The organism is Granulicella sp. S190 (assembly GCF_009766095.1).
Classification (GTDB): Bacteria; Acidobacteriota; Terriglobia; order Terriglobales; family Acidobacteriaceae; genus Edaphobacter.
In genome coordinates this window covers 105,482-131,360 of sequence record NZ_LMUD01000009.1, presented here as the reverse complement: position 1 = coordinate 131,360, position 25,879 = coordinate 105,482, and the positions used below count along the sequence as shown (strand labels likewise).

The window sequence follows — 25,879 nt, the reverse complement described above, 5'->3', positions numbered from 1 at the left end:
CACTTCGTGACTTGTATACCGGCTTCACCATGGGGTAGCGAAATTTTAGATAAAGCTAGAAGACGTGGCCGAGGCCGAACCACCACTTGCGGTGATCGTTGTCGCCAGCGGCTCCGCCGATGTAGATGGGGCCGAGCGCGGTCCGGGTAACGAGGACGAAGCTGCCATCCCAGGCTTCGGATTCGAGCTCGTCGGCTGCGTTGAGGTTGTTGTAGACCTTGCCTCCTTCGAAGAAGCCGACGGCGTAGACGCCTTCGCCGAGGAGTGGTGGGAGCTGGAAGATCTTGCGCTCGTAACCCCCTTGAAAGAGCCAGTACTGAGTGCCAAGCAGCTCGTTGCGTCCGTAGGAGCCGAGGCGGAAGGGGCCGCCGAGAGAGAAGCCCTGAAGGTCAGTGACGTCGGGAGGTGCGCCGAATGCAGTGCCTCCGTTCGCGGTGAGGAAGACGCTGCTCTTTGCGCCAAGCGGAATGTAGCCAGCTACGCGGGCTTCGGCGAGAGTGAAGGGATCGTTGCCTTTGGAGGGCTCGTGGCGTTCGACGCGGACGGAGGTGTTGACGCCGCGGAAGGGCAGTACGGAGTTGTCAGTGTTGTAGGAGTTGAAGCGGAGAGAGCTGACGCTCTGCTGTTGCGGCGGGATGGAGAGGTTGTCGAAGTCGACACGCTTGGTGACGGAGTACCAGTACTCGTCCTGACCGAAGCGAAGCTCTGCGTTACGTCGCCAGGTGTATCCGGCATCGAAGCCGACGCCGCTCTGGTTGACCTGGTACTGCGAGGTCTTGCTACCGTTGTTGTAGAAGTCGAAGCGAGTGCTGGTGGCGTAGGCGCGGGGCGCATAGAAGAACTGGCTGTGCGGCGTGAAGGGACGATAGTACTCGCTGCGGACGCCGTAGGAGTAGCCGAAGAAGAGATCAGTGCGCCACTCGGAGCGGAAGCCGCCGAGGTTCTGAAAGATGATGCGGCCTGACATGCCGAAGAGGACGTCTTCAGTGTCGGAGCCGTCGATGTTGATACCGAGATCGAGGAAGGGCGGGCCGTTGTAGCGCGGGTAGGTGTTGACTGCTAGCCCAGGGGTGCCGTCGCGATCGACCATGGTGTACCCGGCTGCGTTGAGGGTGCCGTAGCCGACGTAGCGCGTCATCTCCTGGTCGAGGAATTTGGTGTCGACGGGCTTGTTGAGGATGCCGCGCAGGCTGCGCTCGATCTCAATTGCGGCAGGCGTACTTACACCTGCCACGGTTACATATTGTGGATCGGGCGTTTCGGTCTTGCGGCGGGAGTTGCGTTGGGCTACATAAGCGGCCCACTCGTCATCGCTGACGGAGAAGCGATCGAGGAGTTTCGCCTTGGCATCGGCGGCTTCGGCTCCTTTAGGGATGATGTCGTTGAATTTGGTGAACATGGTGCTGGTGAAGCCCTGGAGTTGGGAGCTGATGAGGATGTCGGCGGCCTGAAGGCTGCGCATCTCATTGGCCGCGATGGCGATGCTGACGAAGTTTCCCGTAGTGGCGATGAAGGAGCCAGGGGTAGTCTGCGGACCTCCGTTGGTGTCGAGATAGCTGGCGATGATGATGTCGGCGCCATTGGCTTTGGCGACGTCGACGGGGAGATTGTCTACGGCGGCGCCGTCGGTGTAGGTGACGCCGTCGATGACGACGGGGACGAAGAGGGCGGGGATGGACATGGTGGCTCGGAGAGCGCGAGGGAGTGATCCGTTATCGAAGACATGGGCGCGGCCGGTGTTCATGTTGGTGGCGACGCAGCGGAAGGGAATGGGGAGATCGTCGAAGGATTTGAGGTTGTAGTCGGAGAGGGTGGCGGCGTCGAGGATGAGGCCGACCTGGTGGCCGGAGTTGAGGCCCTCAGGCAGGGAGAGGCCGTGGCGCAGCCCAAACTCGAGGCGGTTGGGATACTCGACGCGATCCTGCTTGCGGCGATAGGAGAGGTCGGGAAACGGAGTACGGCCACCGATGGCCCTGTTCCAGTCGATGTTCTGGATGAGGTCGCGGATCTCGTCGGGGCTGCGGCCGGTGGCGTAAAGACCACCGACGAGGCCGCCCATGCTGGTGCCGACGACGAGGTCGACGGGAATGTGGTGCTGCTCGAGGTACTGGAGCACACCGATGTGAGCGAAGCCGAGGGCGCCGCCGCCTTCAAGGACGAGGGCTACGCGCGGGCGATGTTTGGTGGCATCCTGCGACTGATTTTTCGGGGGGGCAGTTGTCGAAGCGGCTTCGGGTTGCGCGGGTGTCTGGGTTCGCGCGGTGCCGGTGGAGAGGAGAGACGCGAGACCGAGGAGCAGGGCGCAGGTAGTTTTTCGCTGCAGGGACAATACCACGGGTCCTCCGACGTCGACAGCAACTTACGTTTGAGCGGAATGAGTTCTGCTACGGAGCTCTCCGACGATTCTATGTTGCCCGACGCTTGTTCTGTCCAAGATGAATTGCGGGCGCACCACGTCCGCTTCTACCGTCTTCCTTTATTTCGGTGCGCGTCTCTTTTTTGATGCGGTTAACTGGGGTGGGTATGTCTTACTGGACGAGCCGACCTCCGGCGACTTATTCGATGGTGGCGGGTTCGGGGAGAGCTTTGCGAATGATCGGCGCTACTTTGGTGCCGAGGAGTTCGATGGCGTGCAGAAGCCGGTCGTGGCGCAGGGCGGCGACGCTCATCTGGAAGCTGATGCGGGAGATGCCGCCGAGGGCTTCGTTCATCTGCAGAAGCTTGCTGGCGACGGCCTCCGGATCGCTGACCATGAGCGCTCCGGTAGGACGGCGAAGGGCTTCGAACTGGCCGCGCGTGACGGGAGGCCAGCCGCGCTCTTTGCCGATCTTGGTAAAAGCTTCGGCGTAGCCGGGGAAGAAGTCGTCGGAGGCCTGTTGGTCTGTGTCGGCTACGTAACCGAGTGCGTGAATGCCGACCTTGAGCGACTCCGGCGCGTGGCCGGAGCGTTTGCCTGCTTCGCGGTAGAGGTCGATGAGGGGACGAAAGCGATGAGGCTCGCCACCGATGATAGCGACCATGAGAGGAAGGCCGAGCATGCCGGCGCGAGCGAAGGACTCCGGCGTGCCACCTACGCCGAGCCAGACGGGAAGCGGGTTTTGCAGCGGTCGCGGGAAGACTCCCTGGCCTGTGAGCGGGGCGCGATGTTTGCCGGACCAGCGGATGTGGTTGCTCTCGCGCAGGGCGAGGAGGAGGTCGAGCTTTTCGGCGAAGAGGTCATCGTAGTCTTCGAGCTTGAGGCCGAAGAGAGGGAACGACTCGATGAAGGAGCCGCGGCCAGCGACGATCTCTGCACGGCCGCCGGAGACGAGGTCGAGGGTAGCGAACTCCTGGAAGACGCGAACGGGATCAGCCGCGCTGAGGACGGTGACGGCAGAGGTGAGGCGAATGTTCTTGGTGATGGAGGCGGCTGCGGCGAGGATGACTGCGGGAGCAGAGTCGAGGTACTCGCTGCGGTGATGTTCGCCGAGGCCGAAGTGGTCGAGGCCTACCTTGTCGGCGAGCACGATCTCCTCAAGCAGATGCGCGATGCGCTGCTGCGCGGTGACAGTGGCGCCGGTGATGGGGTCAGGTACGAGTGCCGCGAAGCTGTCGATGCCGATCTGCATGCTTTCCTCTGGCTTTGATTGTAGAGGTTGAAGCATCAGCAGTGAATTCGGTGCGGTGAAAGTTCGCCCTGCGCGGGCTGCGGTCACTTCGTGACTTCTATACCGGCTTCGCCGCGGCCTCCCGTTGGTCGGCGGAAGATATCTTCATGCCACCAATGGGAGGGTCATTCGAAGAGGTATACGCGTCACGAAGTGACCGCCCCGCGCGCAGCGGAGCTTTGGGTTAGAACCAGTGGTCGTGATCGTGGCAGCCCTTGCCGTCGGTGACGGAGGTCAGCTTCTGATCGGCTGCGGTGAGGGAGCGACTATAGCAGTCGCCGAGCGAGTCGTTGCTGCGGTAGGACGCGCTGGAGCTGCCGACGCCTGGAGCCGTGACATTGAAGTTGGCATCGAACTGCAACACGTCCTTCGAGACAACCTGCTCCTGCGAGTTGGACTGAAAGATCGAGAAGCTGTTGAGCGACTTCGCGTCTGTGTGAAGGTCCTGCTGGTTGGAGGAGACGGTCTGGGTGAAGGTGCCGTCGGGGTTGTTGATGAAGGCATAGTCGAGCGTGAGCGGGAAGGAGATGTGCTTCGACACCTTCTCGACGAGGAAGCCGTCGCGGGTTGTGGTCTCGGAGTCTACGGTGCTGGTCTGGACGAGGTTCTGAAGCTCGGGACCATTCGCCACGTTGACGTCGAAGCGTTGCGCGCTGAGGAAGTCCACCTTCTGCGCGACGGTGGTTTCGATACGGCCGTGCGAGGTATTGACGTAGCCGGTGATGGAGAAGGTGCGGTTGGAGCCGACGTTCACTGTGCCGGTGGTTGTGCCAGTCGCATCTGTAGAGAGGTTCTGTGTGACCTCGGGGGTTGGCGCAGCGCTCAGCGTGTTGCTGAGGACGCCTCCGTTGACTTCGCGGCTGCCGTGGTCGGTGTAGACCAGCATGTTTCCCGTGGAGAGGAAGTAGCCGTTGGCGTTAAAGACACTGACAGCGACGGTGTGCTGGCTGCCATCGCCGAGGAGTCCGGCGAAGGGTGTGAGATCGACTCGGTAGGGTTTGAAGTCGAGGGTCTGGACGCCGGTGATGGGCTCCCAGAGATAGGGATCGAGGCCGCCGGTAAAGATCCAGGGATAGACGGGAGCGACGCCTGCGGGTTTGCCGTCGATGGAGATCTCTGTCTCGCGGAATGCGGTGTTGCCGCAGGTCTCGAGTTCGCCCGCTACAGCAGTGGGGACACAGAGGTACCAGAACTCATCGCCGATCTGGCTCTGCGAGATGACGTCTAAGTAGACCTTCTCGACGTTGCGTGGGAGGTTGAGGGTCGCGGTGGCCTGGTCGGTTGTGGTGTTGAGGGTGACGGGACCGTTGCCGGAGCTGATGGGTACGACGATGTCCGGCGTGACGGGTGCGGGCGCGCGCCAGGAGGCAGGGTAGAACTCAAGCGATGCACTGGCGTAGATGATGCCGGTGTAGGTGGAGTCAACGACGTTGCCGATAGAGGCGAGGCCGGTCTGCGGAGTTTTGAAGAGCGCGGTGAGGTCGGTGAGGTCACGCTCGATGTGCCAGGAGGGGCTGAGCGCGGCGCGCGGCTCGGCGGTGGTGCCGTAGAAGATGTTGGTGTCGCCGAGGTAGAACCAGGCGGAGCGGTCGAACTGGCGGCCGGCGGTGACGGTGAAGTCGGCGGTGAGAACTACCTTCGCCCATGGACCGGGGCATGCTGCCGGCGGCGTGTAGGTGAGCGGCGAGCCGTTGAAGTTTTCGAAGGCCGCGTTGGTGAGCAGAGGCACAACGCAGGGCTTGGTGACGGGGCGCGGCACGAGCGGCTCCGCGGTGACTGGATTCGAAGAGCCTACCTGCGGAGTGGAAGGGACGGTGACGACCTGAGCGGAGGCAGTGGCGATCGCGAGGGAGGCGAGAAGGAAGATCTTCGAGATTGCGGAGACGGGTTCGGCAACGCGCGTGAGGGCAACTGCTTTAGGCATGAGGGGAGACTCCTGGGTGGACTGCGAAGCAAGATATCACAACGAATATTGAGCTGAATATTAGAGCGGAGCTTTTGCGGGGAAAGTTTTTCCACGAACCCGAGGCGCTGCGTGACAGCGAAAGAACGCCGGGGTGGAGTAACGGCACACAAGCCCTTCCACACCAGCGATTTTTACGACGCTAAGATTTGATGAAGACGAGAAGATCGGCGTTGATCTCGTCGGCGTGGATGATCGGCATACCGTGCGGATAGCCCGGGTAGACCTTGAGGGTCGCGTTCTTCAAAATTTTGGCTGAGGCGCGTCCGGCGGCGTCGATCGGGACGATCTGGTCATCGTCGCCATGGAGAACGAGGACGGGGATGTCGATCTTTTTGAGATCGTCGGTAAAGTCTGTCTCGGAGAACGCCTTGACGGTGTCGTACTCACTCTTGTGCGAGCCGAGCATGCCCTGAAGCCAGAAGCTATCCCGGACGCCCTGAGATTCCTTCACGCCGGAGCGGTTGTACCCGAAGAAGGGCAGGGTGAGGTCTTTGAAGAACTGCGAGCGATCGGCGACCATTGCAGAACGGATGCCGTCGAACGCGGAGACGGGTAAGCCGCCGGGGTTCTTTTCTGTCTTGAGCATCAGCGGTGGCACAGCGCTGATGAGGACCGCCTTGTCGACCCGCCCCGCGCCATGACGTGCGAGGTAGCGAGTGACCTCACCGCCGCCGGTGGAGTGGCCGACCATGATCGTGTTCTTGAGGTCGAGGAAGTCCATCAGCTCGGCGAGATCGTCGGCAAAGTGGTCCATGTCGTTACCGTCCCACGGCTGGCTGGAGCGGCCGTTACCGCGGCGGTCGTGCGCGATGACACGATAGCCTTCCTGGCCAAAGAAGAGCATCTGCGCGTCCCAGGCATCTGCGGTAAGCGGCCAGCCGTGCGAGAAGGTGATGGGCTGGCCGGTGCCCCAGTCCTTGTAGTAGATGGAGGTGCCATCTTTGGTCGTGATGGTGGGCATGGAAGACTCTCCTTTAATTGTCGAGGGAAGAATGCGCGAGGAGATGATGCTCAGTCTTGCCGTCGCTGAGGGATGGATGCGGCACGGCGTGGAACGGATGTAAATTTCGTAAGAAGACGGAAACAAGCGTTTCCGTGATATCCCGGCGGGGAGTTTTTTTGTTTACGGGAATGCTCTACAACTTTGGCGCAGTCTTCGAAAAGCAGCGTTTTTCCTGCTATTTCAGGAGAAAAATGTACCTGTTTTCGAACAAAACCGAAGAAAGCCTGAAAAAACCTGTGGAAACCGAAGAAAGGGAGTTGACAAAGCGCTCGGAAAGGCTGAAGGTGAATTGCGGTACGGTTCTCCGCACCCGCATGAACATTGATGATTTCGCATTGCAAAATTGGATGCGCGTTATGAAATCTTTATACGGGTAAGGCGAGCGGACCTTAGACTCTATATCGAACGCAAGAAGGAGCAACACATGGCAAAGGGAATGACGAAGACAGCGCTGGTTCGCCACATGGCGGAGAAGCTCGAACTCACCAACAAGCAGACCGCGGCCTTCCTCGAGGCATTGGCAGAGACCGCAGTGAAAGAGACCAAGAAGAATGGCGAGTTCACCATTCCTGGTATCGGCAAGCTGGTAAAGGCAGAGCGCAAGGCGCGTCTTGGCCGCAACCCCCAGACGGGTGAAACCATCAAGATCAAGGCCAAGACCGTGGTGAAGTTCCGCGTGGCCAAGGTTGCAAAGGACACCATCGCACCGGTGAAGAAGTAGTTCGACTGCGACGCTGAACGCGCCGCATGAGAGATGCCCTCCCCCGATAGTGCGCCTCAGAGTTTGCTGAAGCGCGAATCACCAAAACCCGCTGTGCCCGCGACTTTCTTGTGTGGGTACGGCGGGTTTTTATTTTTTTAGCTTGAAGGACCAAAAGCAAAAGCGTGCTGCGCGCACGGGGCGATCTGCCGTCGAGGCTGAAGCGCCTTCGGCGCCGTCTCGCCTAGCGTTTGGGCAGAAAGGCGCGGACGATGAGCGAGAGGCCGAAGGAGATAAGCACTCCCTTGATGATGAGGACGGAGTTGTAGCGCCAGCCGAGCGTGGCGAAGGAGATAACGACTCCCCACATGTAGATCTCAGCGAAGAACGCTGCGAGCCATGTGGGATGCGTGCTGGAGGCCGGAACCCTCGGCGTGAATGCCGGGAAGAGACGCGGGACTTTGGCGCAGTAGTCGCGATACGGAGCGCCCAGCTTTGGAGTGAGAAAGGCCTCTTCGCCGAAGATCAGACGTAGCTGGAAGAAGCCGATGGTGAGGATACAGAAGATGGCTCCGCTGGGCGGCATAAGGAGAGCCAGCGCGAAGGTGTGGAGGAAGGTGCCGAGGTAGAGCGGGTTGCGGAGATAGCGGTACGGTCCGGCTGCAACCATGCTGTCTCCGTGCATGCTCGAGTCCTGCACGATGGAAGGGCCAAGGTAAGCTGCGCCCCACGTACGCAGCGCTGCTCCCAGTAGCGAAAAGAGGATACCGAGGGACAGGACGGCAATGGTAGCCGCACTGAAGCCAAGCCAGCCGCTGCGTGCAGGCCATGCTGCGAGGAACTGCCAGGTGCGAATCGAGTCCAGGTGCACCAGGCTGTTCCACGGGGCGATAAAGCCAAGTACGTACAGCACGGCGTGGATAAGGTAACGGAGACGGAACTCCAGAGCGGTCGCTTTCATGCTGGCTGGTGAGCCCCTTCTTTATTGCTTGTGAGTTTCGTCTTTGTAGACCACGCCGGACTTCATCACGAAGTTGACGTGCTGAAGGATTTTGACGTCTTTGAGCGGGTCGCCGTCGATGGCGATGATGTCGGCCCACTTGCCGGGCTCAATGGAGCCGACGCGGTCGGTCCAGGACATCAGGTCCGCTGCGTTGAGGGTGCCGGTCTGAATCGCGGCGAGCGGAGACATGCCGAACTGATTGACGTACACGTCGAGTTCATGCGCGTTAAGGCCGTGTGGATAGACCGCTGCATCAGTGCCCAATGCAATCTTGACGCCGGCCTTGATGGCTTTGATTGCGTTTTGCTTTTCGACCGCGCTGACATCCTTCATCTTCTGCTGATAGATCGGCGGCAAATTGCCGTACTGCTGCATCCAGTCGATGAGGTACGCCGTGGGCACGAGATAGGTGCCATGCTTCTTCATCAGCGCGATGCCCTCATCGTTGAGGTACGAGCCGTGCTCGATAGAGTCGACGCCCGCTTCGGTGGCGAAGATGATGCCCTGCGCTCCATGGGCGTGGGCGGCGACCTTGCGGCCCAGGCGATGCGCGTCGGCGACGATGGCCTGCATCTCTTCGAGCGTGTACTGGCTGGCCTGCGGGTCGTCTCCTTTCGAAAGAACGCCGCCGGTGGCTCCGATCTTGATGAGGTCTGCGCCGTACTTGATGTTTTCGCGAACCTTATGCTGGACGGCTGCGATGCCATCGGCTACGCCTTCTGCGTGGACGTGGTACTCGTACGGCAGAAGGTTCTCGTCCATGTGTCCGCCGGTGATGCCGAGAGGTGGGCCGGAGACCTGCATGTGCGGGCCGGGGATGTGGCCGGCGTTGATCTCATCACGAAGGGCTACATCGGTGAAGTCGTTGGCGCCGACGTTGCGCACGGTGGTAAACCCGGCTTCGAGCGTGACCTTCGCGTTTTCGACGCCAATGATCGCCTCTTTGCCCGGAGTCATCGACAGCTCAAAGTAGGGATCGAAGTTGTTGGCGTTGGTGAGATGGGTGTGGACATCGATGAGGCCAGGCATGACGGTGTAGCGGGAGAGGTCGATCTCGGTATCGCCTGGCTGTTTCGGCGTGGAGGCCGTTGGCGCGATGGCGGTGATGCGATCCCCGGTAACGATAATCGTCTGGGCTGCAGGCTCGGCCCCGGTCTTCACGTCGAGCAGATGTCCGGTGCGGACGAGGGTGCGAGTCGTTGTTTGAGCCATAGCCGCGATGGCTACAATTTGTAACATAATGAGGAACATAAAGAGTTTCACGTGATTCGCGTGACGCATATGCCGTCTCCTGGACTTGTCTTTGAGATCTCTGAGATTCTTAATGTTCTACTGCGTGGCTGAAGTGTTTCGGCGATTCAGAATCTACTGGCCGCCGAGTGCGGTGAGGATGGAGTCGAAGTCTTCGAGGCCGGAGTACTCGATGATGACGCGACCTTTGCCTTTCTTGTCTTCAATGCGAACCTTGAGGCCGAGGGTGCGGCGAAGGCGATCCTGAGCCTCGCGAACGTTGGGATCTTCGGGCTGCGCGTCGGCCTTGGACTCCTTCTTCTCCTTGGCCTCCGGGTTGATGAGTCCCTGCACGTAGCTCTCGGTCTGACGAACAGACAACGACAGCGCCATAACCTTCTGGGCCGCAGCCGTGATGGCTTCGGGCGACTCCAGAGCCAGCAGGGTGCGGGCGTGGCCGAAGGAGAGATCGCCGGACTCCACCTTTTGCTGGATAGAATCAGGTAAACGTAACAAACGAAGGAAGTTAGAGACGCTCGCCCGCTCTTTGCCAGTGCGGATGGCCATCTGCTCCTGGGTCATCTTGAAGTCGCTGCTGAGGCGCTGGTAGGCGCGAGCCTGCTCGATCGGGTTGAGGTCGGCACGCTGAAGGTTCTCGACGATGGTCATCTCGAGGGTCTGCTCGTCCGAAACCTGACGCACGATGGCCGGGATGGTGGTCTTGTTTGCCTTCTTGCTGGCCAGCCAGCGGCGTTCGCCGGTGATGAGCTGGTAGCGGCCGCCGGAGAGCGGTCTGACGACGATGGGCTGCACCACGCCTGAAGCAGCGATGGACTGCGCCAGCTCCCCGAGTTTGGCCTCGTCGAACTGCGTGCGCGTCTGGAAGGGGTTGCGGTCGATCTGGTCGAGGGGGATCTCGAGAGGCTTGCCGGTCGCCTCTGCTGCTTGCTGTGGCGGGGGAGGTGCTGGAGCGGCTGGACGCTGTGGGAGGAGAGACTCGAGGCCCTTGCCCAGGGCGCGGCGTTTTGGATCGACTGTTGCGGTTGGCATGGTTTGCGGCTTTCTTCTTCGAATGAATTGATCTGGATAAAGTTGTTGTCCTGCCGGACGAGCCCACTGCGCGTGGAGCGGCCTCTCCGTGGCGTTTAACTTTGCTTCGATTGCCAGAAGCGCGTCTTCTTCTCTGGCTTGTTGAAGGACTTCAAAGCGCTCGCTGCGGCGGCGGCGGAGGCTTTGCGGCGCTTTTCTTCAGGGCTGGCCATGTTGTTTCTACTGAGAAGCTCCAACGCCAGCTCGCGATAGGCTTCGGAACCGCGGGATTTGGGATCGTAGAGGGAGACGGGTTTGCCGTGGCTTGGGGCCTCTGCAAGGCGGATATTGCGAGGGATGGTGGTCTTGAGCAGCTTTTCGGTGAAGAAGGCCTGCAGATTCTCCGAGACCTGCTGCGAGAGGTTGGTGCGGTCGTCGTACATGGTCAGCAGGACGCCTTCGAGCGCGAGGCCGGGATTGAAGGCCTGCCCAACGCGGTCGAGCGTGCTCATCAGCTCGGAGATGCCTTCGAGGGCGAAGTATTCGGCCTGCATGGGTACCAGCAAGGTGTCGGCGGCGACGAGCGAGTTCAGGGTGAGCAGGTCAAGCGCCGGGGGGCAGTCGAGAAGGATAAACGGGTAATCGGCGCGGATGGGCTCAATGGCGTCGCGAAGCCGGTACTCGCGGCGGTCGAGACCGATCAACTCAATTGTGGCTCCGATAAGGTTCTTGCTGCTAGGAATGAGCTTGAGGGTGTCGATCTCCGTGCTGAGAAGAGCCTCGGCGATGGTGGTCTGTCCGACGAGGATGTCGTAGATGCTGAGGCGGGCCTCCTCGCCGTCCTTGGCGCGAGCAAAGCCGAGACCGCCAGTGGAGTTTGCCTGGGGATCGCAGTCGATCAGCAGGGTATTGAGGCCTTCGAGAGACAGGGCCGCTGCAAGATTGATCGCGGTGGTCGTCTTGCCGACGCCCCCCTTTTGGTTGACGACAGCAATGACCTTGGAGGTCTTGGGGGTGAATTTGGAGTTAGATTTCGGGTCGGCGGGTGTGGTGGCTGCGTCTTCAAGCTTAGGAGTGGACTGTTCGGTCGTCATTGCGGTAGTTGAAGGGTATCGGGAGCAGAAGATGCTGGCAATGGCGTTGGACTGTGCAGAACGGGCAGAGGCTGTGGAGAACTTGTGGGATACGTGTTTCGGGGGCCTGAATGAAGGGGTTCCGGGAGGAGTGATGTGGAAATCTTTGTTCCACGTGGAACATTAGCTACAGCGGCTACTCCCGGATAGCGCGTAGAAGAATGCTGGATTGCGTGGTGGGTATCGGTATTGGTGGCAGAAAGGTGAATCCGGAGGGAGTGGGAGGTTGAGAGCCGGCAAGGAGCAGAAGTTGATGGCTCGCCCGGGGGGTGGCTGCGGCAAGTGCCGCATCCATATTGTCGACCGCACGGAGGGTCACGGTATGGAATGTTCGAACCGAAGCCATGGATTCAACCCGCGCAGCCCAAATCTCGACCGGGAGACCGAGGGTTCGCACGACCTCCCGTAGGAAAGTGGCCTTTTTATTCTGAGATTCGGCCAGGGTGACGGAGACCTTGGGGCGCCACAGCGCGATAGGCAGACCAGGAAAGCCCGCTCCTGAGCCGAAGTCGAGCAGGGTATCGGCATCAGGGGCCAAATGCAGTCCAGCGAAGAGGCTCTCGCCGAAGTGACGCTGCACGATCTCGCTCGGGTCGCGAATCGCGGTGAGATTGGTGCGAGCGTTCCATTTGAGGAGTAGTTCGAGATAAACGGAGAGCTGCGAGAGGATAACTGGTTCCGTAGCAGGAAGATACGGCACAAGCAAGGATGCGATCTCGGTCTCTGAGAGTGTTGGCATGGAGGTATCAGTATCTCAGAGGACTCTGAGCCTGTGCTCTCTTGGGATGTTCCACGTGGAACATCCCAGCCGTGATCAGTGGTCGAATCACGCTATTGAGGTATGGATCGGACGAGGTGCCCATACCGAAGCTTGGGCCACGAACCGGTCAAAGAGGGACCGGGAGCTCGAACTGATGTCATAGCTGCGCTCGGGATGCCACTGGACACCCAAAACGAAATGGGAGCTGGCACCTTCGCTGGCTTGGCCGCCTTCGACAGACTCGACAACCCCGTCCTGAGGGCAGCGAGCTGCGACGCGAAGTCCATCCCCGGGGATGCCGATGGCCTGATGATGGCTGGAGTTGATGGGGAGCCGCAGAAAGTCGTCCTGCAGCGGAGCTTCGACCGTTTCGAGCAACGATCCAAGCAGCGAGTCGGGAGCGATCGCCGCAGTATGCGCAACGGCTACGCTTCTCCCAGCCGCATGATTCACCGGGAGTATCGACAGATCCTGCACCAGAGTCCCCCCACGCCAGACATTAAGAAACTGAAGGCCGAAGCAGATGGCGAAGATGGGCTTATAGAGGTTATGAGCGTCCTGAATCAGGAGTTCGTCCACGTTTTCGCGGGCGTTATCCGCAGGTGCGCACTCCGGGACCGGCTCCTGCCCGTATTTTTGCGGGTTGACGTCGGCGGGGCTACCGGGCAGCAGGACGGCCTGGCAGGTGTTGATTAGATCCGCGACGGCGGAGGGCGAAGCGGTAAGCGGCACCTCAACCGGGATACCACCGCTACGTTCCACTGCCGCAGCGTACTGTGACCAGGAGCGCTGGTTGTAGGCAAGGTCTGTGCTGGTAGGGACGGGAATGGCGATCCGTGGCTTCATAACGTTTTAATCATACGACGCGGCCTTAATGTTCCACGTGGAACATCAAAATCCACTTCCCATTCGTATTCAGCTAGCGGTTAGCTGTATGAAGGAGGTAGGTCGCAGAGATGGCGTCATACAGCTGCTTGGTCAGCGCATCGGCGTCGCGACCGATAAGCCCTGCGGTAGGGATCGGGTCGCCCACCACGATCAAAATAGGCCGCGGATGCAGCGCGTAGACGTGAATCGGCAAAAGTTCGTAGGTCCCGATCAACGTCAGCGGAATCAGAGGAACTTGGGCCTTGATCGCCATATACGCGCAGCCGGACATCATCGCCTGGAGCTCACCAGTAGCCGCCCGTCCGCCCTCTGGAAACAGGACCAGCGGCAGGTTCTGTTTCAGGGTAGCCACGCCACGGTTCAAGCTTGCGATCATGGAGCGAGGGCTGTTCGAATCTACCGGCACCTGTCCCGAGCGGTTGAGGTACCAGCCGATGAACGGAACCTTCCACAGCGACTGCTTGGCCAGGATGCGGAACTGGAAGGGAAGCTTGGCAAAGAGGACCGGGGTATCCATATAGCTGAGGTGGTTTGAGGCGTAAACCGCAGTCTCATGCTCGTGAAGCTTCTCGCGTCCGACGATCTTGACCGGAGAGAGGCTGATGAGAAGCAGGGTTCGCGCCCAGACGTGAGCGATGGCGTGCTGCTGCCGACCCGATTTGTCCCACAGACCGGCGAGCAGGGAGATGCAGCCAAAGCCTGCGGTGGCAAGACCAAGAAGCGGGATGAAAATAAGATAGGAGAGCCAGCGCAGAAGGAAGGGCGGTTGCTTCGGGACGAGAGGAACTGCCGCGCTCGGCTCGTCTACCTCCTCTACAGAGAGAACGGATTGGCCAGCGGACGTCGGTTCGGTTGAGCCCGTGGCTTGGTTCTCCCTCTTCTCGGTCGCGCTGTCAGCCAGGGGAGAGTCGTTCATAGCTCTCCCGCCAGCTGGCGGATCTCACCCACGAGGTAGACAGAGCCGGTGGCAATGATCAGGCCGTCGGGAGGTGTTACCGCGCGGGCCTGGGCGAGGGCGGCGGCGAGGTGTGGGGCGGCATGGGCGGGAATCTCCAGCGCATGGGCGGCAGCCAGCAGATTATCGACCGACGCGGCGCGGGGATTGTCGATGGGAGCGAGTACGATGTGGTCCCTACTGCGCTCCGGGTCGCCCGAGGACGAGTCAAAAAGAGGAAAGATGATCTGCGCCATCTCGCTCAGGTCTTTGTCGCGGAGGCAGCTGAAGAGCAGCGTACGGGGTTGCGCCTGAGGGAGTTGTGCGATGGCAGCACGAAGGGTCCAGGCGCCGGCGGGGTTGTGCGCGACGTCGAGCAGGAGATGCGGGCCATGGGCAAACGTGAACAGTTCGAGACGGCCAGGCCACTGCGTACTGCGAATACCTGCTTCTATGTTGGCGTTTGTTATCTTGTAACCTTCACGGTTACTATTTGAAATAGCCAGACCATATTTGTAACTGTCTGTGTTGCGTAACTCTGTCGCTGCCGCTATGGCCAGGGCGATGTTCCTCTGTTGATGGTGTCCAGCTAGAGGCGAATCGACCTCCACCGGCTCGCCACCCACTGTGACGCTGTACCGATTGGCCGGGAGCACACGTGACAATTCGTTGCCCGGTTCGCCTGCGTCCATGCGGGGAACGCCGGGAGTCTGCCGGGGGATATACTCTGCGGCGTTGATAGCCCGCAGGTTCAACGTGGCAGCGGCCTCGCCGATGGCCTGATTCGCTTCTGGATGTTGAGGAAGGATGATCAGCGTGCCGCCGGGACGCAGGATGCCGGCCTTCTCGCGGGTGATCTCGGAGATGGTGTTGCCAAGGTAGTCCTGATGATCCAGCGCGATGTCAGTGAGGAGGGAGAGGATGGGATCGACGATATTGGTAGCATCGAGACGGCCTCCCAGGCCCACCTCGAGGATCGCGATATCTACAGCAGTCTCGTCTGGGGGCACCGTGTCCGCCTGCGCCGCCCGGTGGCCGGCGAAGTAAAGGAAGGCTACTGCGGTAAGAACCTCGAAGAAACTGGGCGGGTGCGGAAGGACGGCGGACTCGACAAGACGGCGGGCGGCCTCGTCCACCTGGAAGTAGAGGCGGGCAAAGTCCTCATCAGAGATCTGGCGTCCATCGATCTGGATGCGCTCGTTGACGCGAATCAGGTGGGGGGACGTATAGAGGCCAGTCCGGTAACCGGCGGCAGTAAGAATGCTGCTCAACGTGGCTGCCGTGGAGCCTTTGCCATTGGTCCCGGCGATCAAAACCGAGGGGAAGGTAGCCTGCGGGTCACCCAGGGCCGCGGCCAACACGCGCATGTGGGCGAGGTCGAACTTGCGGCGTGGAGCGCTTGGCGTTGCAGGGGCAAGCTCATGGCCCAGAGCGTAGAGGTGGTCGACCGCAGCAGCATAAGACATGCGGCTATTTTAGGCGATGACGGGGGTTTGGGTCAGGGCGGCGGCATCGTGGATCCTGCCTGGGATATCCCATTACACCGTCGTACCGCGACTAACACCAAGGTGGGATATCGAGCATGGTTCGACGGGCCGATAGTGAGGTATCAACAGTTGCAACATGCAATGTTTTGCAAACTAATCTGCCGGTTCAAACCCTGGAAGGGTCTCTAAACCCTGAGGGAAAAAAGGAGAAGTTTATGCACGTAGCTTTAGGTATCGCGTTTGGAATGATCGCCGTGGCACCGTTTTTCGGTCGGTGGAGGGCGAATGTGTGGTTGAAGAATCATATGCCTGCGGAACAGACCATGAAGAGCGTTCCGGAGATCGCTTAACCAAACTGTCAACAGTTACTAGTTGAATAATAGGACCGCTGTCAGCATTGGCGCGGTCCTTTCCTTTTGCGCTCGCACAGCTTCCTCTACGAAAAATCGCCTGGCACTCCACGGTCCAGGATTGACAGTATTTTGGGCAAACAAATGGCGGACAGCTGCTGGGCTGTCCGCCGTTTCCTGCGATCTTCGAGTTATTTGGAGGCTGCGAGATCAACCTCGTGAATGAACTTCTCGATGAAGACCGGTTCGGTGACCTTGCCCTGGGCGACCTGGTTGGTACCACCGGCGTGAACGATCGTGAGATCAGTGATGCCTATGAAGCCCAGCACCACGCGGAAGTACGGACCTTCGAGGTTGTAGGACTCCATCGGGGATCCTGCGGTGTACTCGCTGCCGCTGGCGATGATGACAGTGACCTTCTTGCCGCCAGCGAGACCCTTGAGACCCTCTGGACCGAAGGCGAAGGTCTTGTTCAGGCGGACGATGTGATCGATCCAGGCCTTGAGAACCGCCGGAATGCCGAAGTTATACATCGGTGTCGTGATCAGGACCTCGTCAGCGCCTAGAAACTCCGCGATGAACTCGTCAGAGAGCTTGAGGGCAGCCTTGTGCTCGGAGGTGTGCTGATCGGGAGTGGAGAAGGCACCAGCGATCCACGGCAAGTCAACGTAAGGGATCTTCGTGGTGGCAAGGTCCCGAGTGGTGATCTCGCCGCCGACGTGATTAGACTGCCACTCGGTCGCAAAGTGGTTGCCAAGTTTGCGGGAGATGGAGTGATCACCGCGGGGGCTGACGTCGATCTTTAGAAGAGTTGCCATGTGTTTCCTCAATCAGTTTGAAGTTAGCCACAGGTAACCTGGGCCACTACCAAATAGATGTGAGGAAACAGAGACGGATGCACGCGGCCCTGTTTTTACGGGAAAGATTAGCTTCTGAAGGGGACTACTCAACCCGCGTAGATACGTTATCGCACCTGTTCGGCGCGCCGGGAGATCATGACCACCTTCGAGATATTGCTGTGAGCCTTGACCGGGCCTGCAAGCATCGACGCACGGGAGAACTGCGGCGCCCCTGCCCAGCCCGGCAGCCGGAAGAGGTCGAACGGATGCGCTGCCGCAGTCTTTTCGCCACCCTGCTCCGTGGAGTGGTGATCGCGAAGTTCGCCGAGGACGATGGAGCGCATCGTGGCGCGCTCGGGAGAGGACGCAAGCTCCCAGTAGAGGCGGAAGCCCTGACCGCAAACGGGACAGTGAATGTCTTGCCGGTACTCTGATCTTCGAAGCAAAACCTGCATAGTGTCGTCCTGGGCCGGTTGGCCGTATCTGGGGACCGTCGAACCTCTTCACCGTAGCTGCAGTCGGCCAAACCGGCCATCCCACACTCGTGCAAACGAATACTCCCGTAGTAACTCTCTCCTCCGTGACCAAAGGTGAGGGGCGTCACCCGGGGTGAAAGGGACGCAGTCTCGACGCGATTTGCGGCAACCATCTATTCTTGAAGATGTGAGCGAGCAGATGATCAGGATTCAGCTTCCGGACGGTTCAGTGCGCGAGGTTTCGCGCGGTACGACAGCACATGACGTAGCGATGAGCATCTCGCCCCGGCTGGCTGCAGCAGTAGTGGTGGCGCGGATCCGTCCGCTGACGCCGGTGGCCGCGGGAGCAGCCGAAACCGAGGAGGCCTCAGAGGCCGCCATGTACGGCGGCGCCACCAGCGGGGAGCGCCTGGTAGATCTCTCAGCTCCTCTTACAGAAGACGTTGCCCTCGAGCTGCTGAAGGAAAACGACGAAGCTGCACTGAAGGTGGTGCGTCACTCCGCCGCACACGTCATGGCGACGGCGATCCTCGAGCTCTTTCCCGAGACCAAACTTGGCCACGGCCCGGCGACCGACTCCGGCTTCTTCTATGACGTCTACCGCGAGACACCCTTCAGCGACGAGGACCTCGCCGCGATCGAAGCACGCATGGCCGAGGTCGTCGCGCGCGATGAGACGTTCCTTCGCGAAGAGGAGTCGCGAGAGATGGGCTTGAAGGACTACGCCGAGCAGGGCGAGTTCATGAAGGTTCACTTCATCGAAAAGTTTACCCAGCCGGGCGACGAGATCTCGCTCTATCGCAACGGCAAGTTTGTCGACTTCTGCCGTGGTCCTCATGTACCTTCGACGGGCCGTGTCAAGGCGTTCAAGGTCACCTCGGTTGCCGGCGCCTACTGGCTCGGCGACGAGAAGAACCAGCAGCTGCAGCGCATCTACGGCACAGCCTTCTTCAACACGAAGGATCTCGACGCGCACTTCAAGCGCCTCGAAGAGATCAAAGCGCGCGACCACCGCGTGCTCGGCAAGCAGCTCGACCTCTTCTCCATCCAGGAGGTCGCCGGATCGGGCCTCATCTTCTGGCATCCCAAGGGCGGCCTCATCCGCAAGACGATGGAAGACTGGATGCGCGAAGAGTGTATCCGTCGCGGTTACGATATGGTATACACGCCCCACATCATGCGGCGCGACCTCTGGAAGATCTCCGGGCATGAGGGCTTCTACTCGCAGAACATGTATCCGCCGATGGAGCTCGACGACGCGGAGTACCGGCTCAAGCCGATGAACTGTCCCGGCCACATCCTCATCTACAAAAACTCCCCGCGCAGCTATCGCGATCTGCCAGTGCGCTACGCGGAGCTGGGCAACGTCTATCGTTACGAGCGCAGCGGAACCATGCACGGCCTGCTGCGCGTTCGCGGCTTTACTCAGGACGACGCGCACATCTTCTGCACGCCTTCGCAGATCGAAGACGAGGTGGTCGCCTGCATCGACTTCGCGCAGAGCGTACTCCACACCTTCGGCTTCGAAGAGTTCAAGGTCGAGCTCTCCACCTGGGACCCGAACGACCGCAAGAGCTACACCGGCAGTGAAGAGAACTGGAACCTCGCGATCAATTCACTGAAGTCCGCTCTCGGCCGCAAAGGAATTCCATTCCGCGAGATTGCGGGAGAGGCCGCTTTCTACGGCCCGAAGATCGACATCAAACTCGTCGACGTCCTCGGCCGCATGTGGCAGTTGTCCACTGTGCAGTTCGACTTCAACCTGCCTGCGCGCTTCGAGCTCGAGTACAAAGGCGAAGACGGTGAGCTGCATCAGCCCGTCATGGTGCATCGCGCGCTCTTCGGTTCGGTCGAGCGCTTCTTCGGTGTACTCATCGAGCACTACGCCGGAGCATTTCCCATGTGGCTCGCTCCGGTGCAGATAGGCATCGTGCCCATCTCGGAGAAGCATGTAGACTACGCCATCGCGGTCAAAGCGAAGCTCGAAGCTGCGGGCCTGCGCGTGGAGCTCGACCAGCGGAACGAGAAGATGAACGCGAAGATCCGCGAGTTCACGCTGCAGAAGATACCATTCGTTCTCGTGATGGGCGACAAGGAAGCAGCAGCGGAGGCAGTCAGCGTAAGGACTCGAGGCAAAGGCGATGAGGGCAGCGTCGCGCTCACCGAGTTCATCGAGCGAGCCAAGGGGCTGCTCGCTTCGAAGACGGTTGCACTCTAGAAACAAAGAAGCCAAGCGAAGCTGAGAGCTAACTGCCTTGCTAGCTTGCTGACTCGCTAACTTCTCGAGGACCCACCATGGCTTCGCTCTCTGACAACGATCGGGCCGCAGCGATTGCGATCCTCGACCAGCTACGCGCACAGATCAGCGCCGTCGCTGGCGAAGACCGCGACCGGCTCTTCCAGTTGCGGCGATACATCCTGAAGCGATTGGAGTTCGACGAGCGCGGAACACCGACGCAGCGACGCAAGCTGAAGGAGGCAAAGCGAAGGAGCCAGCTCGGACTCTGCGCCATTTGTCAGCAGGCGTTGCCCGCCCGTGGAGCAGAGCTTGATCGGTTTCGCGCTATCGACGGGTATACTGCAAGAAATACTCAACTGCTGTGTCATAGCTGCCATCAGAAAGCCGAAGCCGAACGAGGCTTCTCATCGAGTTGAGAGATGTACTGTCCCGGTTACGCCGGATCACCTTCGAGGGCAGACAGCACAGCAGAAACGATTCGCCGCAAAATGGCGGATCTGTTGACGAGCAAAGGTTTAGCTTGAGTGACACGCCTCGGAAACAGTACAATCGACAGGGGACCGATGTTTACGATTAGCGACAGTGTTCATATCAATGCTCCGATCGAGAGATGTTTTCTGCTTTCGACCAACATTGAGTTGGTGGGAAGAACACTGGGAATGAAGCCGATCGAAGGCAAGACCACTGGCATGATCGTAGGCGGAGATCATCTGCTCTGGGCAGGATGGAAGTTCGGCTTTCCGCAGATGCATGAGAGCTTCATCACACGTTACGAGCGGCCAACCTACTTCCAGGACACGATGGGCCGTGGGCGGTTCAAACGATTCCAGCACGACCATCATCTCTTCTATATGGATGGGCGCACCGTCCTGAACGACAAGATTCGATTTACGCTGCCGCTCTCCTGGATAGGAAGGATCGTCGCTCAGACCATCCTCGTGCCCTACATCTCCCGTGTGCTGCGCCGCCGCATGCAACTGCTGAAGAAGGTTGCCGAAAGCCAGGAGTGGCGAAGATATCTCCCGGAAGAGATCCACGCGGAACCGTAACGCGGAACACCCCCAAACACACAATACTGTGCTACCTCGTCTAACCGCATGGGCAGATGCGTTGCGTTATGCATCTTACCTGGGTATGAGGTGTTTTCCATGAAGGCTGTCGTGTTGCACGAGTACGGTAGACCGGACAAGTTGAAGTATGAGGGCATGCCTGATCCTGTGGCTGGTCTGGGAGAGGTGCTCGTAAGAGTCGCCGCAAGCAGCGTAAACCCCATCGACTACAAGATGCGCAGTGGCGAGGCGAGGCAAAACTTCCCTCTCGAACTGCCGGCAATCCTTGGAAGAGATATCTCCGGCATCGTGCGCGAGATTGGCGGCCGCGTCACCGGATTCGCCCCCGGCGATAAGGTGATGGCGCTCACGACAAAAGCCTACGCCGAACTCGTAGTGGTGAAGGCATCCGACCTTGCACTGGTTCCTGAAAAGCTGGATCTGGTAAAGGCGGCGGCGTTGCCTCTGGTCACCTTGACCGGGGAGCAGTTGATCACGCGCGGCACGAAGATCGAGAAAGGCCAGACAGTCCTCGTGTCCGGCGCCGTGGGCGGTGTCGGCCGCTCTGCCGTATGGACCGCGAAGAAGGCGGGAGCCGTCGTCTTCGCTGGAGTAAAAAAATCGCAGCTCAAACAAGCGGAGAGCCTCGGCGTCGACCACGTGCTCGCACTCGACGACCCGCAGGCAGTCGACAAACTTGGATTCCTCGATGCGATAGCCGACACCGTGGGCGGCAAGACTGCGGAGACCCTGCTGGCAAAGGTCAAGCAGGGTGGTGTCTTCGCTTCGGTCCTCGGGCCTCCCGGCAACGCAAAGATGCACCCCACTGTCAGGATCGAGCCTGTCCAAGCGGTCCCGGATACAAAGACGCTCCGAAGGATGGCCGAAGATGTGGCCGAAGGACGGTTCGTCATCCCAATCGACCGGATGGTGCCATTGGCCGATGCAGGCGAGGCGCAGGCTGCCGCGGAAAAAGGTGGTATAGGAAAAGTACTATTACTGGCGTAATCTATTCTCGTTACGCCGAGTACTAAAAAGTAAATGGTGACGGGCCATGGAAACGATTCAATTAGAAACCTGGATAGATGCACCCGTAGAACGGGTCTTTCTGCTTAGCCTGAGTGTCGATCTTCATGTGGCTTCGGCACGCTCCTCTGGTGAGAGTGCGGTCGATGGGGTAATGACAGGCCTTATCAGCGAAGGCGAGACGGTCACCTTTCGTGGCCGGCATCTCGGACTGAAGCTGCGCCACAAGAGCAGAATCGACTCTATGCGCCCCTACTCTTACTTTCGCGACTCCATGGTCAAGGGTGTCTTCTCCCACTTCGAGCACGAGCATCACTTTGCGGCCATGGACGAAGGCACCCGGATCAGGGATGAGGTCCGGTTCACAGCTCCCTGGGGTGCGCTTGGACGGTTTGCGACAAAGTTGGTGGTCAAGCGACACCTCGTCGCATTTCTGATGAAACGAAATGAGCACATCAAGCAAGTGGCTGAGTCTGAGGACTGGCATCGGTACCTCGACGGGCAATCCGTGACCATTGCCACACCCTCTGAAAGCAAGCCGGGAAAGAAAAGATGGGAAGCGGGCGGTCTGGTGCCGTACTCCCAGAGCTGATTCACTAAGTGGGAGCGTCTTTAGCGGCGGCGAAAGCTGTTCTGAATCGCTCGCGTACGCTCTGCCGTCTGAGGCGACTCGGGTGTAGTGGGTACCGGGCCATCCGGATAAAGAATCACGAACCTTCTTGGACCTTCGCCCGAAGAGGCCGTCGGCAAGCCGGACTTTGCCAGCGCAAGGTGGAGCATGCGGCGTTCGCGCGAGGTCATCGGCGGAAAAGAGTAGGGCCTGTTGGTGGCCCGAACCTGTTCGATAGCAGTCTCGGCAGACAGATGAAGCTCGCGGTCCCGCTTGGCTTTGAAGCCCTCAGCATCGAAGAAGATCAGATCGTGTTCTTCGGGTTCCAGGCGGAGAATCTTCGCGGCGACGTGCTCGAGAGCGTGAAGCAGTTCGCCGTTGCGGGCCAGAAGAAGGGAGGTGTCCCGGCCCGTAAACTCAACGCAGATAAGCGGAGTCTGTGGTGTACCGGTTGAGACAGGGGAGTCCGCACTGACAGGAGCATCAGGGCTGGGTTGCACGTGGCCGTTGCAGGCAAGGATGTTGGATTGCAGATCGAAACTTCCTGTATCCGTCAAAACCTTTAGAAAGTCTCTAACCTTCTTTACCGCATGGCCCTGATCCATAAAGGGGTTCGTCATCATGTAACAACCAGGTTCCAAAGTACGAGCGTTATTACCATTATCTCAAAGTAGTATCACTTCCGCTCGTATCTGGAACCTGTCAAAATCTCCGGAGCCTGTTAAAATTCACCGTTTTCCCGAAATGGTAGTGGGCGCTCCTGCCTTGCGGCGAGCGCGTTTCGCCGCAATCTCCCGCATCTCCCGGCCCAGGCTGGTCCGATTCATCACCGACTGCTGCACGATGCTGATCAGGTTCCCGATCGTCCAGTAAAGAGCCAGCCCCGACGCATAGTTCCAGGTCATATATCCCGAGACCGCCGGCATCATGAACGCCATCATCTTCTGCTGCTGCGGATCGACACCCGGCGACGGCGTGTAGAACTGCACCAGGAACTGGCTGACAATCATCACGATAGGCAGAATGTGATACGGGTCGGCGCTCGACAGATCCGGCAGCCAGAACCAGTGCGCCTGCCGCAGCTCCACCACCTTCGGCAGCATGCTGAAGAACGCAAACAGCAGCGGCATCTGGATCAGCGTAGGAATACACCCGCCGAACATGTTCACTCCATTATCCTTCTGCAGCTTCATGATCTCGACGTTCATCTCGTTGCGCTTCGGATCGGTCGCCTTGTACTTCTTGTATCGCTCCTTGATCGCGTCCATCTGCGGCTGAATCCGCTGCATCTTCAGCCCGCTCTGCATCGTCTTCACGCGCAACGGCAGAATCAGCAGGTTGATCAGCACCGTCAGCAGCACAATCGACCAGCCCCAGTTCGACGTAATGTGCGCATGGATAAACTGCAGCGACAGGAACAGGTACTTCCCGATCGGCCCGAAGAAGCCGAAGTCCAGCAGCGGCTCTAGCGTAATCGTATCGCCCGTCGCGTGAATCCCCCGTAGCACATTCACGGCCTTGGGCCCAACATACACGCGGGTCTGCGTCCGTCCGCTGGTATCGCCCAGCGCTGCGCCCAGAATCGGTACCTCGATCGCTCCCTTCGCCGGAGCACCCGAGCCAAGTCCCGTACGCCGAATCGTCTTCGCCACATCCAGCTGGTTATGTGACATCACCAGCGACGAGGTATCCGGTGAATCCGGCAGAAAGATCGCAGCAAAATAAGTATCACTCGTGCCCGCCCAATCGAACGGCCCGTTCAACGTCTCGCCGCCCGAAACCTTCTTCGCCGCCAGGTGCTCTTCCTTCGCATGCCGCGCAACATCCAGCTGCGCGCCCGCATACGCCGAAGCATTATCCTGATCGCCAAAGCCGCCGGGCCAGTTGATCAGCGTGCGAACCGGAGCGCCGTTCCGTGTCACCTCAACATCCGCATGCAGCACGTAAGTCTCGTCGAACGAGAACGTCTTGCGCACCGTCGTCGAGCCGTCCGAATAGTTGAACGTAAGGCTCGCCGGAGCAGCCAGCGTCCCACTCGCCGACGGCACATACAGCGCCTTGCTCAGCCCCGCCGTCAACGCCGCGTCGTACGTATACAGCGAGAGCGGATAGCCGAACTGCTGCGCCGCCTGCGTATGCACCAGGTTCAGCGGCTTGCCATCGGAGTCCTTGTACTTCTTCAAAATCCAGCTTGAGACCTGGGCGCCGCGATTGCTAAACGTAATGCGATAGAGCTCGTTCTCCACCGTCGTGGTCGCCTCTGCCTGGGCCTGCACCGCCGGCACCGAAGGAGTCGTAGCCGAGCCCGGGAGCGTGCTGTTCGCCGCTGCCGGAGTCATCGCCTGCGGAGCAGCCTGTGGCGTACTCGCGGGAGCGCTCTGGCTGGCATTCGGAGAAGCCGTCTGCGGGTTGTTCTTCGAGCGGAAGTACTGCAGGCCAAAGAAGACGGTGACCAGGACGAGCATCATGACGAGCAGCGATTTATTGTCGCCGCCGCCCTGTTGATTGGGGTTCTTGAACTCAGCCAAAAGAGACTTCCTATTCTTTGTGAAACGTAAGCTGCCTCCGGAGAAACTCGAAGACGCTACTTCTCATGATAAATGGTCTGTAGAAACAGGTGCAGCGCCAGATCCCGTTTAGTCAGTCCCTTACTCAGTGCCCGCTCCGCGCAACGGAACCGGATCCAGGCCGCCCTTCGCGAACGGATGGCATCGGCCAACCCGCCGAAGCGCCAGCCACGAACCCTTCATCACGCCGAAACGCACCAGCGCGACATACGCATACTCAGAGCACGTCGGCAGATACAGGCACTGGCTGGGGCTAAACGCATGCAGCACCGGCGAAAGAACACCCTTGTAGATCCCGTAGGCCATGCGAACCGCGAAGCTGGGCTTGTCATCCATGGTTTTAGAGCGAGAGAGTAGGAGGATGCTTGCCCGCGCGATCCTTCGGTTGCCTCTCCGCCGCCTTTTGAATCGCGCGAAAGACAATCGCCACCTCGCGCTCAAGCGTTGGAAAGTCGAGATCGATCACGCTGCGTCGTGGGTGCAGCACAACGTCCACCGGCGTGTGGAGAGCCGCAAGATTCCTCCGCACCGCCTCACGCATCCGCCGCTTGATGCGGTTGCGGTCGACTGCCTTCCCCATCACCTTCCCCACCGTCAGGCCCACGCGCGGACTCGACGCATCGGCATCCCGCAGCGCTGTGCCATCCGGTCCAAGCTGCGGCCGCAACGTAAAAAAGTAGCTCATCTGTTTGGCGAACTGTTTGCGGCTGGCCTTGTACACGCGCTGATAGTCGGCATGTTTGCGCAGACGAAAGATCGGGTTTGGAGTCGCGGTCATCACGGTCGGAGCAATCCGCTCCCTCTCATCCTACTAGCTATGGTTTTAAAGCTGCGGGCTGGCCGAACGCACAGCCACAACAGCGCAGGCAAAACGGAAAAAGATACAGGCCATCAGGAGCGAGCCGCAGCTCTCCTCGATGGCCTGTATCACCTTTTGAAATTT

The 25,879-nt window shown here is 59.7% G+C and carries 26 protein-coding genes; 8 read left to right on the top strand and 18 right to left on the bottom strand.

Going from position 1 to position 25,879, the window contains the following annotated elements; genetic code table 11:
• Positions 1–55: 55 nt before the first annotated feature.
• The 4 genes from GSQ94_RS04460 to GSQ94_RS04445 form a co-directional block, all read right to left on the bottom strand.
• Positions 56–2,335 (bottom strand): patatin-like phospholipase family protein, encoded by a 2,280-nt coding sequence (locus GSQ94_RS04460; RefSeq protein WP_158942111.1) that lies wholly within the window; start codon positions 2,333–2,335, stop codon positions 56–58.
• A gap of 220 nt (positions 2,336–2,555) precedes the next feature.
• Positions 2,556–3,608, bottom strand: a complete 1,053-nt coding sequence (locus GSQ94_RS04455; protein ID WP_158942110.1) for an LLM class flavin-dependent oxidoreductase — start codon at positions 3,606–3,608, stop codon at positions 2,556–2,558.
• Between the two features lie 223 nt (positions 3,609–3,831).
• Positions 3,832–5,571: a peptide-N4-asparagine amidase gene (locus GSQ94_RS04450; RefSeq protein ID WP_158942109.1), complete on the bottom strand. Its 1,740-nt coding sequence runs from the start codon at positions 5,569–5,571 to the stop codon at positions 3,832–3,834.
• A gap of 181 nt (positions 5,572–5,752) precedes the next feature.
• Complete coding sequence (locus GSQ94_RS04445; RefSeq protein WP_158942108.1) at positions 5,753–6,574, bottom strand: alpha/beta fold hydrolase; 822 nt, start codon at positions 6,572–6,574, stop codon at positions 5,753–5,755.
• 56 nt (positions 6,575–6,630) lie between these two features.
• On the opposite strand from GSQ94_RS04445, the gene GSQ94_RS04440 reads away from it, so the two are divergent.
• Entirely contained in the window at positions 6,631–6,993 is a 363-nt protein-coding gene (locus GSQ94_RS04440; RefSeq protein WP_158942107.1) for a hypothetical protein, read from the top strand.
• Between the two features lie 47 nt (positions 6,994–7,040).
• Entirely contained in the window at positions 7,041–7,337 is a 297-nt protein-coding gene (locus GSQ94_RS04435) for an HU family DNA-binding protein (protein ID WP_158942106.1), read from the top strand.
• Between the two features lie 223 nt (positions 7,338–7,560).
• Here the strand turns inward: GSQ94_RS04435 and GSQ94_RS04430 are convergent, their stop codons facing one another.
• The 8 genes from GSQ94_RS04430 to GSQ94_RS04395 all read right to left on the bottom strand — a co-directional run bounded on the left by GSQ94_RS04430 (position 7,561) and on the right by GSQ94_RS04395 (position 15,759).
• On the bottom strand, positions 7,561–8,277 hold the full coding sequence (locus tag GSQ94_RS04430) for an isoprenylcysteine carboxylmethyltransferase family protein (protein ID WP_158942105.1): 717 nt from the start codon (positions 8,275–8,277) through the stop codon (positions 7,561–7,563).
• Positions 8,278–8,298: 21 nt separating this feature from the next.
• On the bottom strand, positions 8,299–9,600 hold the full coding sequence (locus tag GSQ94_RS04425) for an amidohydrolase family protein (RefSeq protein WP_158942104.1): 1,302 nt from the start codon (positions 9,598–9,600) through the stop codon (positions 8,299–8,301).
• An 84-nt stretch (positions 9,601–9,684) separates the two neighbouring features.
• Positions 9,685–10,599 carry a ParB/RepB/Spo0J family partition protein gene (locus GSQ94_RS04420; RefSeq protein ID WP_158942103.1) on the bottom strand — a complete coding sequence of 305 codons (915 nt, stop codon included), beginning with the start codon at positions 10,597–10,599 and terminating at the stop codon, positions 9,685–9,687.
• Positions 10,600–10,694: 95 nt separating this feature from the next.
• On the bottom strand, positions 10,695–11,672 hold the full coding sequence (locus GSQ94_RS04415; protein WP_158942102.1) for a ParA family protein: 978 nt from the start codon (positions 11,670–11,672) through the stop codon (positions 10,695–10,697).
• A gap of 175 nt (positions 11,673–11,847) precedes the next feature.
• Positions 11,848–12,450, bottom strand: coding sequence for a 16S rRNA (guanine(527)-N(7))-methyltransferase RsmG (gene rsmG / locus GSQ94_RS04410; RefSeq protein ID WP_158942101.1), 603 nt, complete (start codon positions 12,448–12,450; stop codon positions 11,848–11,850).
• 87 nt (positions 12,451–12,537) lie between these two features.
• Positions 12,538–13,317: a gamma-glutamyl-gamma-aminobutyrate hydrolase family protein gene (locus tag GSQ94_RS04405; protein ID WP_158942100.1), complete on the bottom strand. Its 780-nt coding sequence runs from the start codon at positions 13,315–13,317 to the stop codon at positions 12,538–12,540.
• Between the two features lie 73 nt (positions 13,318–13,390).
• Positions 13,391–14,275 carry a 1-acyl-sn-glycerol-3-phosphate acyltransferase gene (locus GSQ94_RS04400; RefSeq protein ID WP_158942099.1) on the bottom strand — a complete coding sequence of 295 codons (885 nt, stop codon included), beginning with the start codon at positions 14,273–14,275 and terminating at the stop codon, positions 13,391–13,393.
• Complete coding sequence (locus GSQ94_RS04395; protein ID WP_158942098.1) at positions 14,272–15,759, bottom strand: folylpolyglutamate synthase/dihydrofolate synthase family protein; 1,488 nt, start codon at positions 15,757–15,759, stop codon at positions 14,272–14,274. Before GSQ94_RS04395 ends, GSQ94_RS04400 begins: the two co-directional genes overlap by 4 nt.
• 236 nt (positions 15,760–15,995) lie before the next feature.
• Between GSQ94_RS04395 and GSQ94_RS21620 the strand changes: the two genes are divergently transcribed.
• Positions 15,996–16,130: a hypothetical protein gene (locus GSQ94_RS21620; RefSeq protein ID WP_256369961.1), complete on the top strand. Its 135-nt coding sequence runs from the start codon at positions 15,996–15,998 to the stop codon at positions 16,128–16,130.
• A gap of 191 nt (positions 16,131–16,321) precedes the next feature.
• On the opposite strand, the gene GSQ94_RS04390 is transcribed toward GSQ94_RS21620, so the two are convergent.
• Together GSQ94_RS04390 and GSQ94_RS04385 are read right to left on the bottom strand one after the other, a co-directional pair.
• A complete protein-coding gene (locus GSQ94_RS04390; protein WP_158942097.1) occupies positions 16,322–16,948 on the bottom strand; it encodes an FMN-dependent NADH-azoreductase in 627 nt (208 codons plus the stop codon).
• A 146-nt stretch (positions 16,949–17,094) separates the two neighbouring features.
• On the bottom strand, positions 17,095–17,424 hold the full coding sequence (locus GSQ94_RS04385; protein ID WP_158942096.1) for a hypothetical protein: 330 nt from the start codon (positions 17,422–17,424) through the stop codon (positions 17,095–17,097).
• A 220-nt stretch (positions 17,425–17,644) separates the two neighbouring features.
• Between GSQ94_RS04385 and thrS the strand changes: the two genes are divergently transcribed.
• The 5 genes from thrS (at position 17,645) to GSQ94_RS04360 (ending at position 22,351) form a co-directional block, all read left to right on the top strand.
• Entirely contained in the window at positions 17,645–19,663 is a 2,019-nt protein-coding gene (gene thrS, locus GSQ94_RS04380; protein ID WP_158942502.1) for a threonine--tRNA ligase, read from the top strand.
• 77 nt (positions 19,664–19,740) lie between these two features.
• Positions 19,741–20,100 (top strand): hypothetical protein, encoded by a 360-nt coding sequence (locus GSQ94_RS04375; RefSeq protein WP_158942095.1) that lies wholly within the window; start codon positions 19,741–19,743, stop codon positions 20,098–20,100.
• Between the two features lie 147 nt (positions 20,101–20,247).
• On the top strand, positions 20,248–20,733 hold the full coding sequence (locus tag GSQ94_RS04370; RefSeq protein WP_158942094.1) for a hypothetical protein: 486 nt from the start codon (positions 20,248–20,250) through the stop codon (positions 20,731–20,733).
• Between the two features lie 99 nt (positions 20,734–20,832).
• On the top strand, positions 20,833–21,741 hold the full coding sequence (locus GSQ94_RS04365) for an NADP-dependent oxidoreductase (protein WP_158942093.1): 909 nt from the start codon (positions 20,833–20,835) through the stop codon (positions 21,739–21,741).
• 46 nt (positions 21,742–21,787) lie between these two features.
• On the top strand, positions 21,788–22,351 hold the full coding sequence (locus GSQ94_RS04360; RefSeq protein WP_216843009.1) for an SRPBCC family protein: 564 nt from the start codon (positions 21,788–21,790) through the stop codon (positions 22,349–22,351).
• Between the two features lie 20 nt (positions 22,352–22,371).
• Here GSQ94_RS04360 and GSQ94_RS04355 read toward each other — a convergent pair whose 3' ends face one another.
• The 4 genes from GSQ94_RS04355 to rnpA all read right to left on the bottom strand — a co-directional run bounded on the left by GSQ94_RS04355 (position 22,372) and on the right by rnpA (position 25,714).
• Positions 22,372–22,992, bottom strand: a complete 621-nt coding sequence (locus GSQ94_RS04355) for a R3H domain-containing nucleic acid-binding protein (RefSeq protein ID WP_254063650.1) — start codon at positions 22,990–22,992, stop codon at positions 22,372–22,374.
• Positions 22,993–23,097: 105 nt separating this feature from the next.
• A complete protein-coding gene (yidC, locus tag GSQ94_RS04350) occupies positions 23,098–24,897 on the bottom strand; it encodes a membrane protein insertase YidC (protein WP_158942092.1) in 1,800 nt (599 codons plus the stop codon).
• A gap of 120 nt (positions 24,898–25,017) precedes the next feature.
• Positions 25,018–25,272 carry a membrane protein insertion efficiency factor YidD gene (gene yidD, locus GSQ94_RS04345; protein WP_174240882.1) on the bottom strand — a complete coding sequence of 85 codons (255 nt, stop codon included), beginning with the start codon at positions 25,270–25,272 and terminating at the stop codon, positions 25,018–25,020.
• A gap of 4 nt (positions 25,273–25,276) precedes the next feature.
• A complete protein-coding gene (gene rnpA / locus GSQ94_RS04340) occupies positions 25,277–25,714 on the bottom strand; it encodes a ribonuclease P protein component (protein ID WP_158942091.1) in 438 nt (145 codons plus the stop codon).
• Between the last annotated feature and the right edge of the window lie 165 nt (positions 25,715–25,879).

Excerpts from the sequence above, each read along its gene's own strand:
- GSQ94_RS04455 (WP_158942110.1), bottom strand. The coding sequence starts at position 3,608 with ATGCAGATCGGCATCGACAGCTTCGCGGCACTCGTACCTGACCCCATC.
- GSQ94_RS04450 (WP_158942109.1), bottom strand. The coding sequence starts at position 5,571 with ATGCCTAAAGCAGTTGCCCTCACGCGCGTTGCCGAACCCGTCTCCGCA.
- GSQ94_RS04445 (WP_158942108.1), bottom strand. The coding sequence starts at position 6,574 with ATGCCCACCATCACGACCAAAGATGGCACCTCCATCTACTACAAGGAC.
- GSQ94_RS04435 (WP_158942106.1), top strand. The coding sequence starts at position 7,041 with ATGGCAAAGGGAATGACGAAGACAGCGCTGGTTCGCCACATGGCGGAG.
- GSQ94_RS04430 (WP_158942105.1), bottom strand. The coding sequence starts at position 8,277 with ATGAAAGCGACCGCTCTGGAGTTCCGTCTCCGTTACCTTATCCACGCC.
- GSQ94_RS04425 (WP_158942104.1), bottom strand. The coding sequence starts at position 9,600 with ATGCGTCACGCGAATCACGTGAAACTCTTTATGTTCCTCATTATGTTA.
- GSQ94_RS04420 (WP_158942103.1), bottom strand. The coding sequence starts at position 10,599 with ATGCCAACCGCAACAGTCGATCCAAAACGCCGCGCCCTGGGCAAGGGC.
- GSQ94_RS04415 (WP_158942102.1), bottom strand. The coding sequence starts at position 11,672 with ATGACGACCGAACAGTCCACTCCTAAGCTTGAAGACGCAGCCACCACA.
- rsmG (WP_158942101.1), bottom strand. The coding sequence starts at position 12,450 with ATGCCAACACTCTCAGAGACCGAGATCGCATCCTTGCTTGTGCCGTAT.
- GSQ94_RS04405 (WP_158942100.1), bottom strand. The coding sequence starts at position 13,317 with ATGAAGCCACGGATCGCCATTCCCGTCCCTACCAGCACAGACCTTGCC.
- GSQ94_RS04400 (WP_158942099.1), bottom strand. The coding sequence starts at position 14,275 with ATGAACGACTCTCCCCTGGCTGACAGCGCGACCGAGAAGAGGGAGAAC.
- GSQ94_RS04395 (WP_158942098.1), bottom strand. The coding sequence starts at position 15,759 with ATGTCTTATGCTGCTGCGGTCGACCACCTCTACGCTCTGGGCCATGAG.
- GSQ94_RS21620 (WP_256369961.1), top strand. The coding sequence starts at position 15,996 with ATGCACGTAGCTTTAGGTATCGCGTTTGGAATGATCGCCGTGGCACCG.
- GSQ94_RS04390 (WP_158942097.1), bottom strand. The coding sequence starts at position 16,948 with ATGGCAACTCTTCTAAAGATCGACGTCAGCCCCCGCGGTGATCACTCC.
- GSQ94_RS04385 (WP_158942096.1), bottom strand. The coding sequence starts at position 17,424 with ATGCAGGTTTTGCTTCGAAGATCAGAGTACCGGCAAGACATTCACTGT.
- thrS (WP_158942502.1), top strand. The coding sequence starts at position 17,645 with ATGATCAGGATTCAGCTTCCGGACGGTTCAGTGCGCGAGGTTTCGCGC.
- GSQ94_RS04375 (WP_158942095.1), top strand. The coding sequence starts at position 19,741 with ATGGCTTCGCTCTCTGACAACGATCGGGCCGCAGCGATTGCGATCCTC.
- GSQ94_RS04370 (WP_158942094.1), top strand. The coding sequence starts at position 20,248 with ATGTTTACGATTAGCGACAGTGTTCATATCAATGCTCCGATCGAGAGA.
- GSQ94_RS04365 (WP_158942093.1), top strand. The coding sequence starts at position 20,833 with ATGAAGGCTGTCGTGTTGCACGAGTACGGTAGACCGGACAAGTTGAAG.
- GSQ94_RS04360 (WP_216843009.1), top strand. The coding sequence starts at position 21,788 with ATGGAAACGATTCAATTAGAAACCTGGATAGATGCACCCGTAGAACGG.
- GSQ94_RS04355 (WP_254063650.1), bottom strand. The coding sequence starts at position 22,992 with ATGATGACGAACCCCTTTATGGATCAGGGCCATGCGGTAAAGAAGGTT.
- yidD (WP_174240882.1), bottom strand. The coding sequence starts at position 25,272 with ATGGATGACAAGCCCAGCTTCGCGGTTCGCATGGCCTACGGGATCTAC.
- rnpA (WP_158942091.1), bottom strand. The coding sequence starts at position 25,714 with ATGACCGCGACTCCAAACCCGATCTTTCGTCTGCGCAAACATGCCGAC.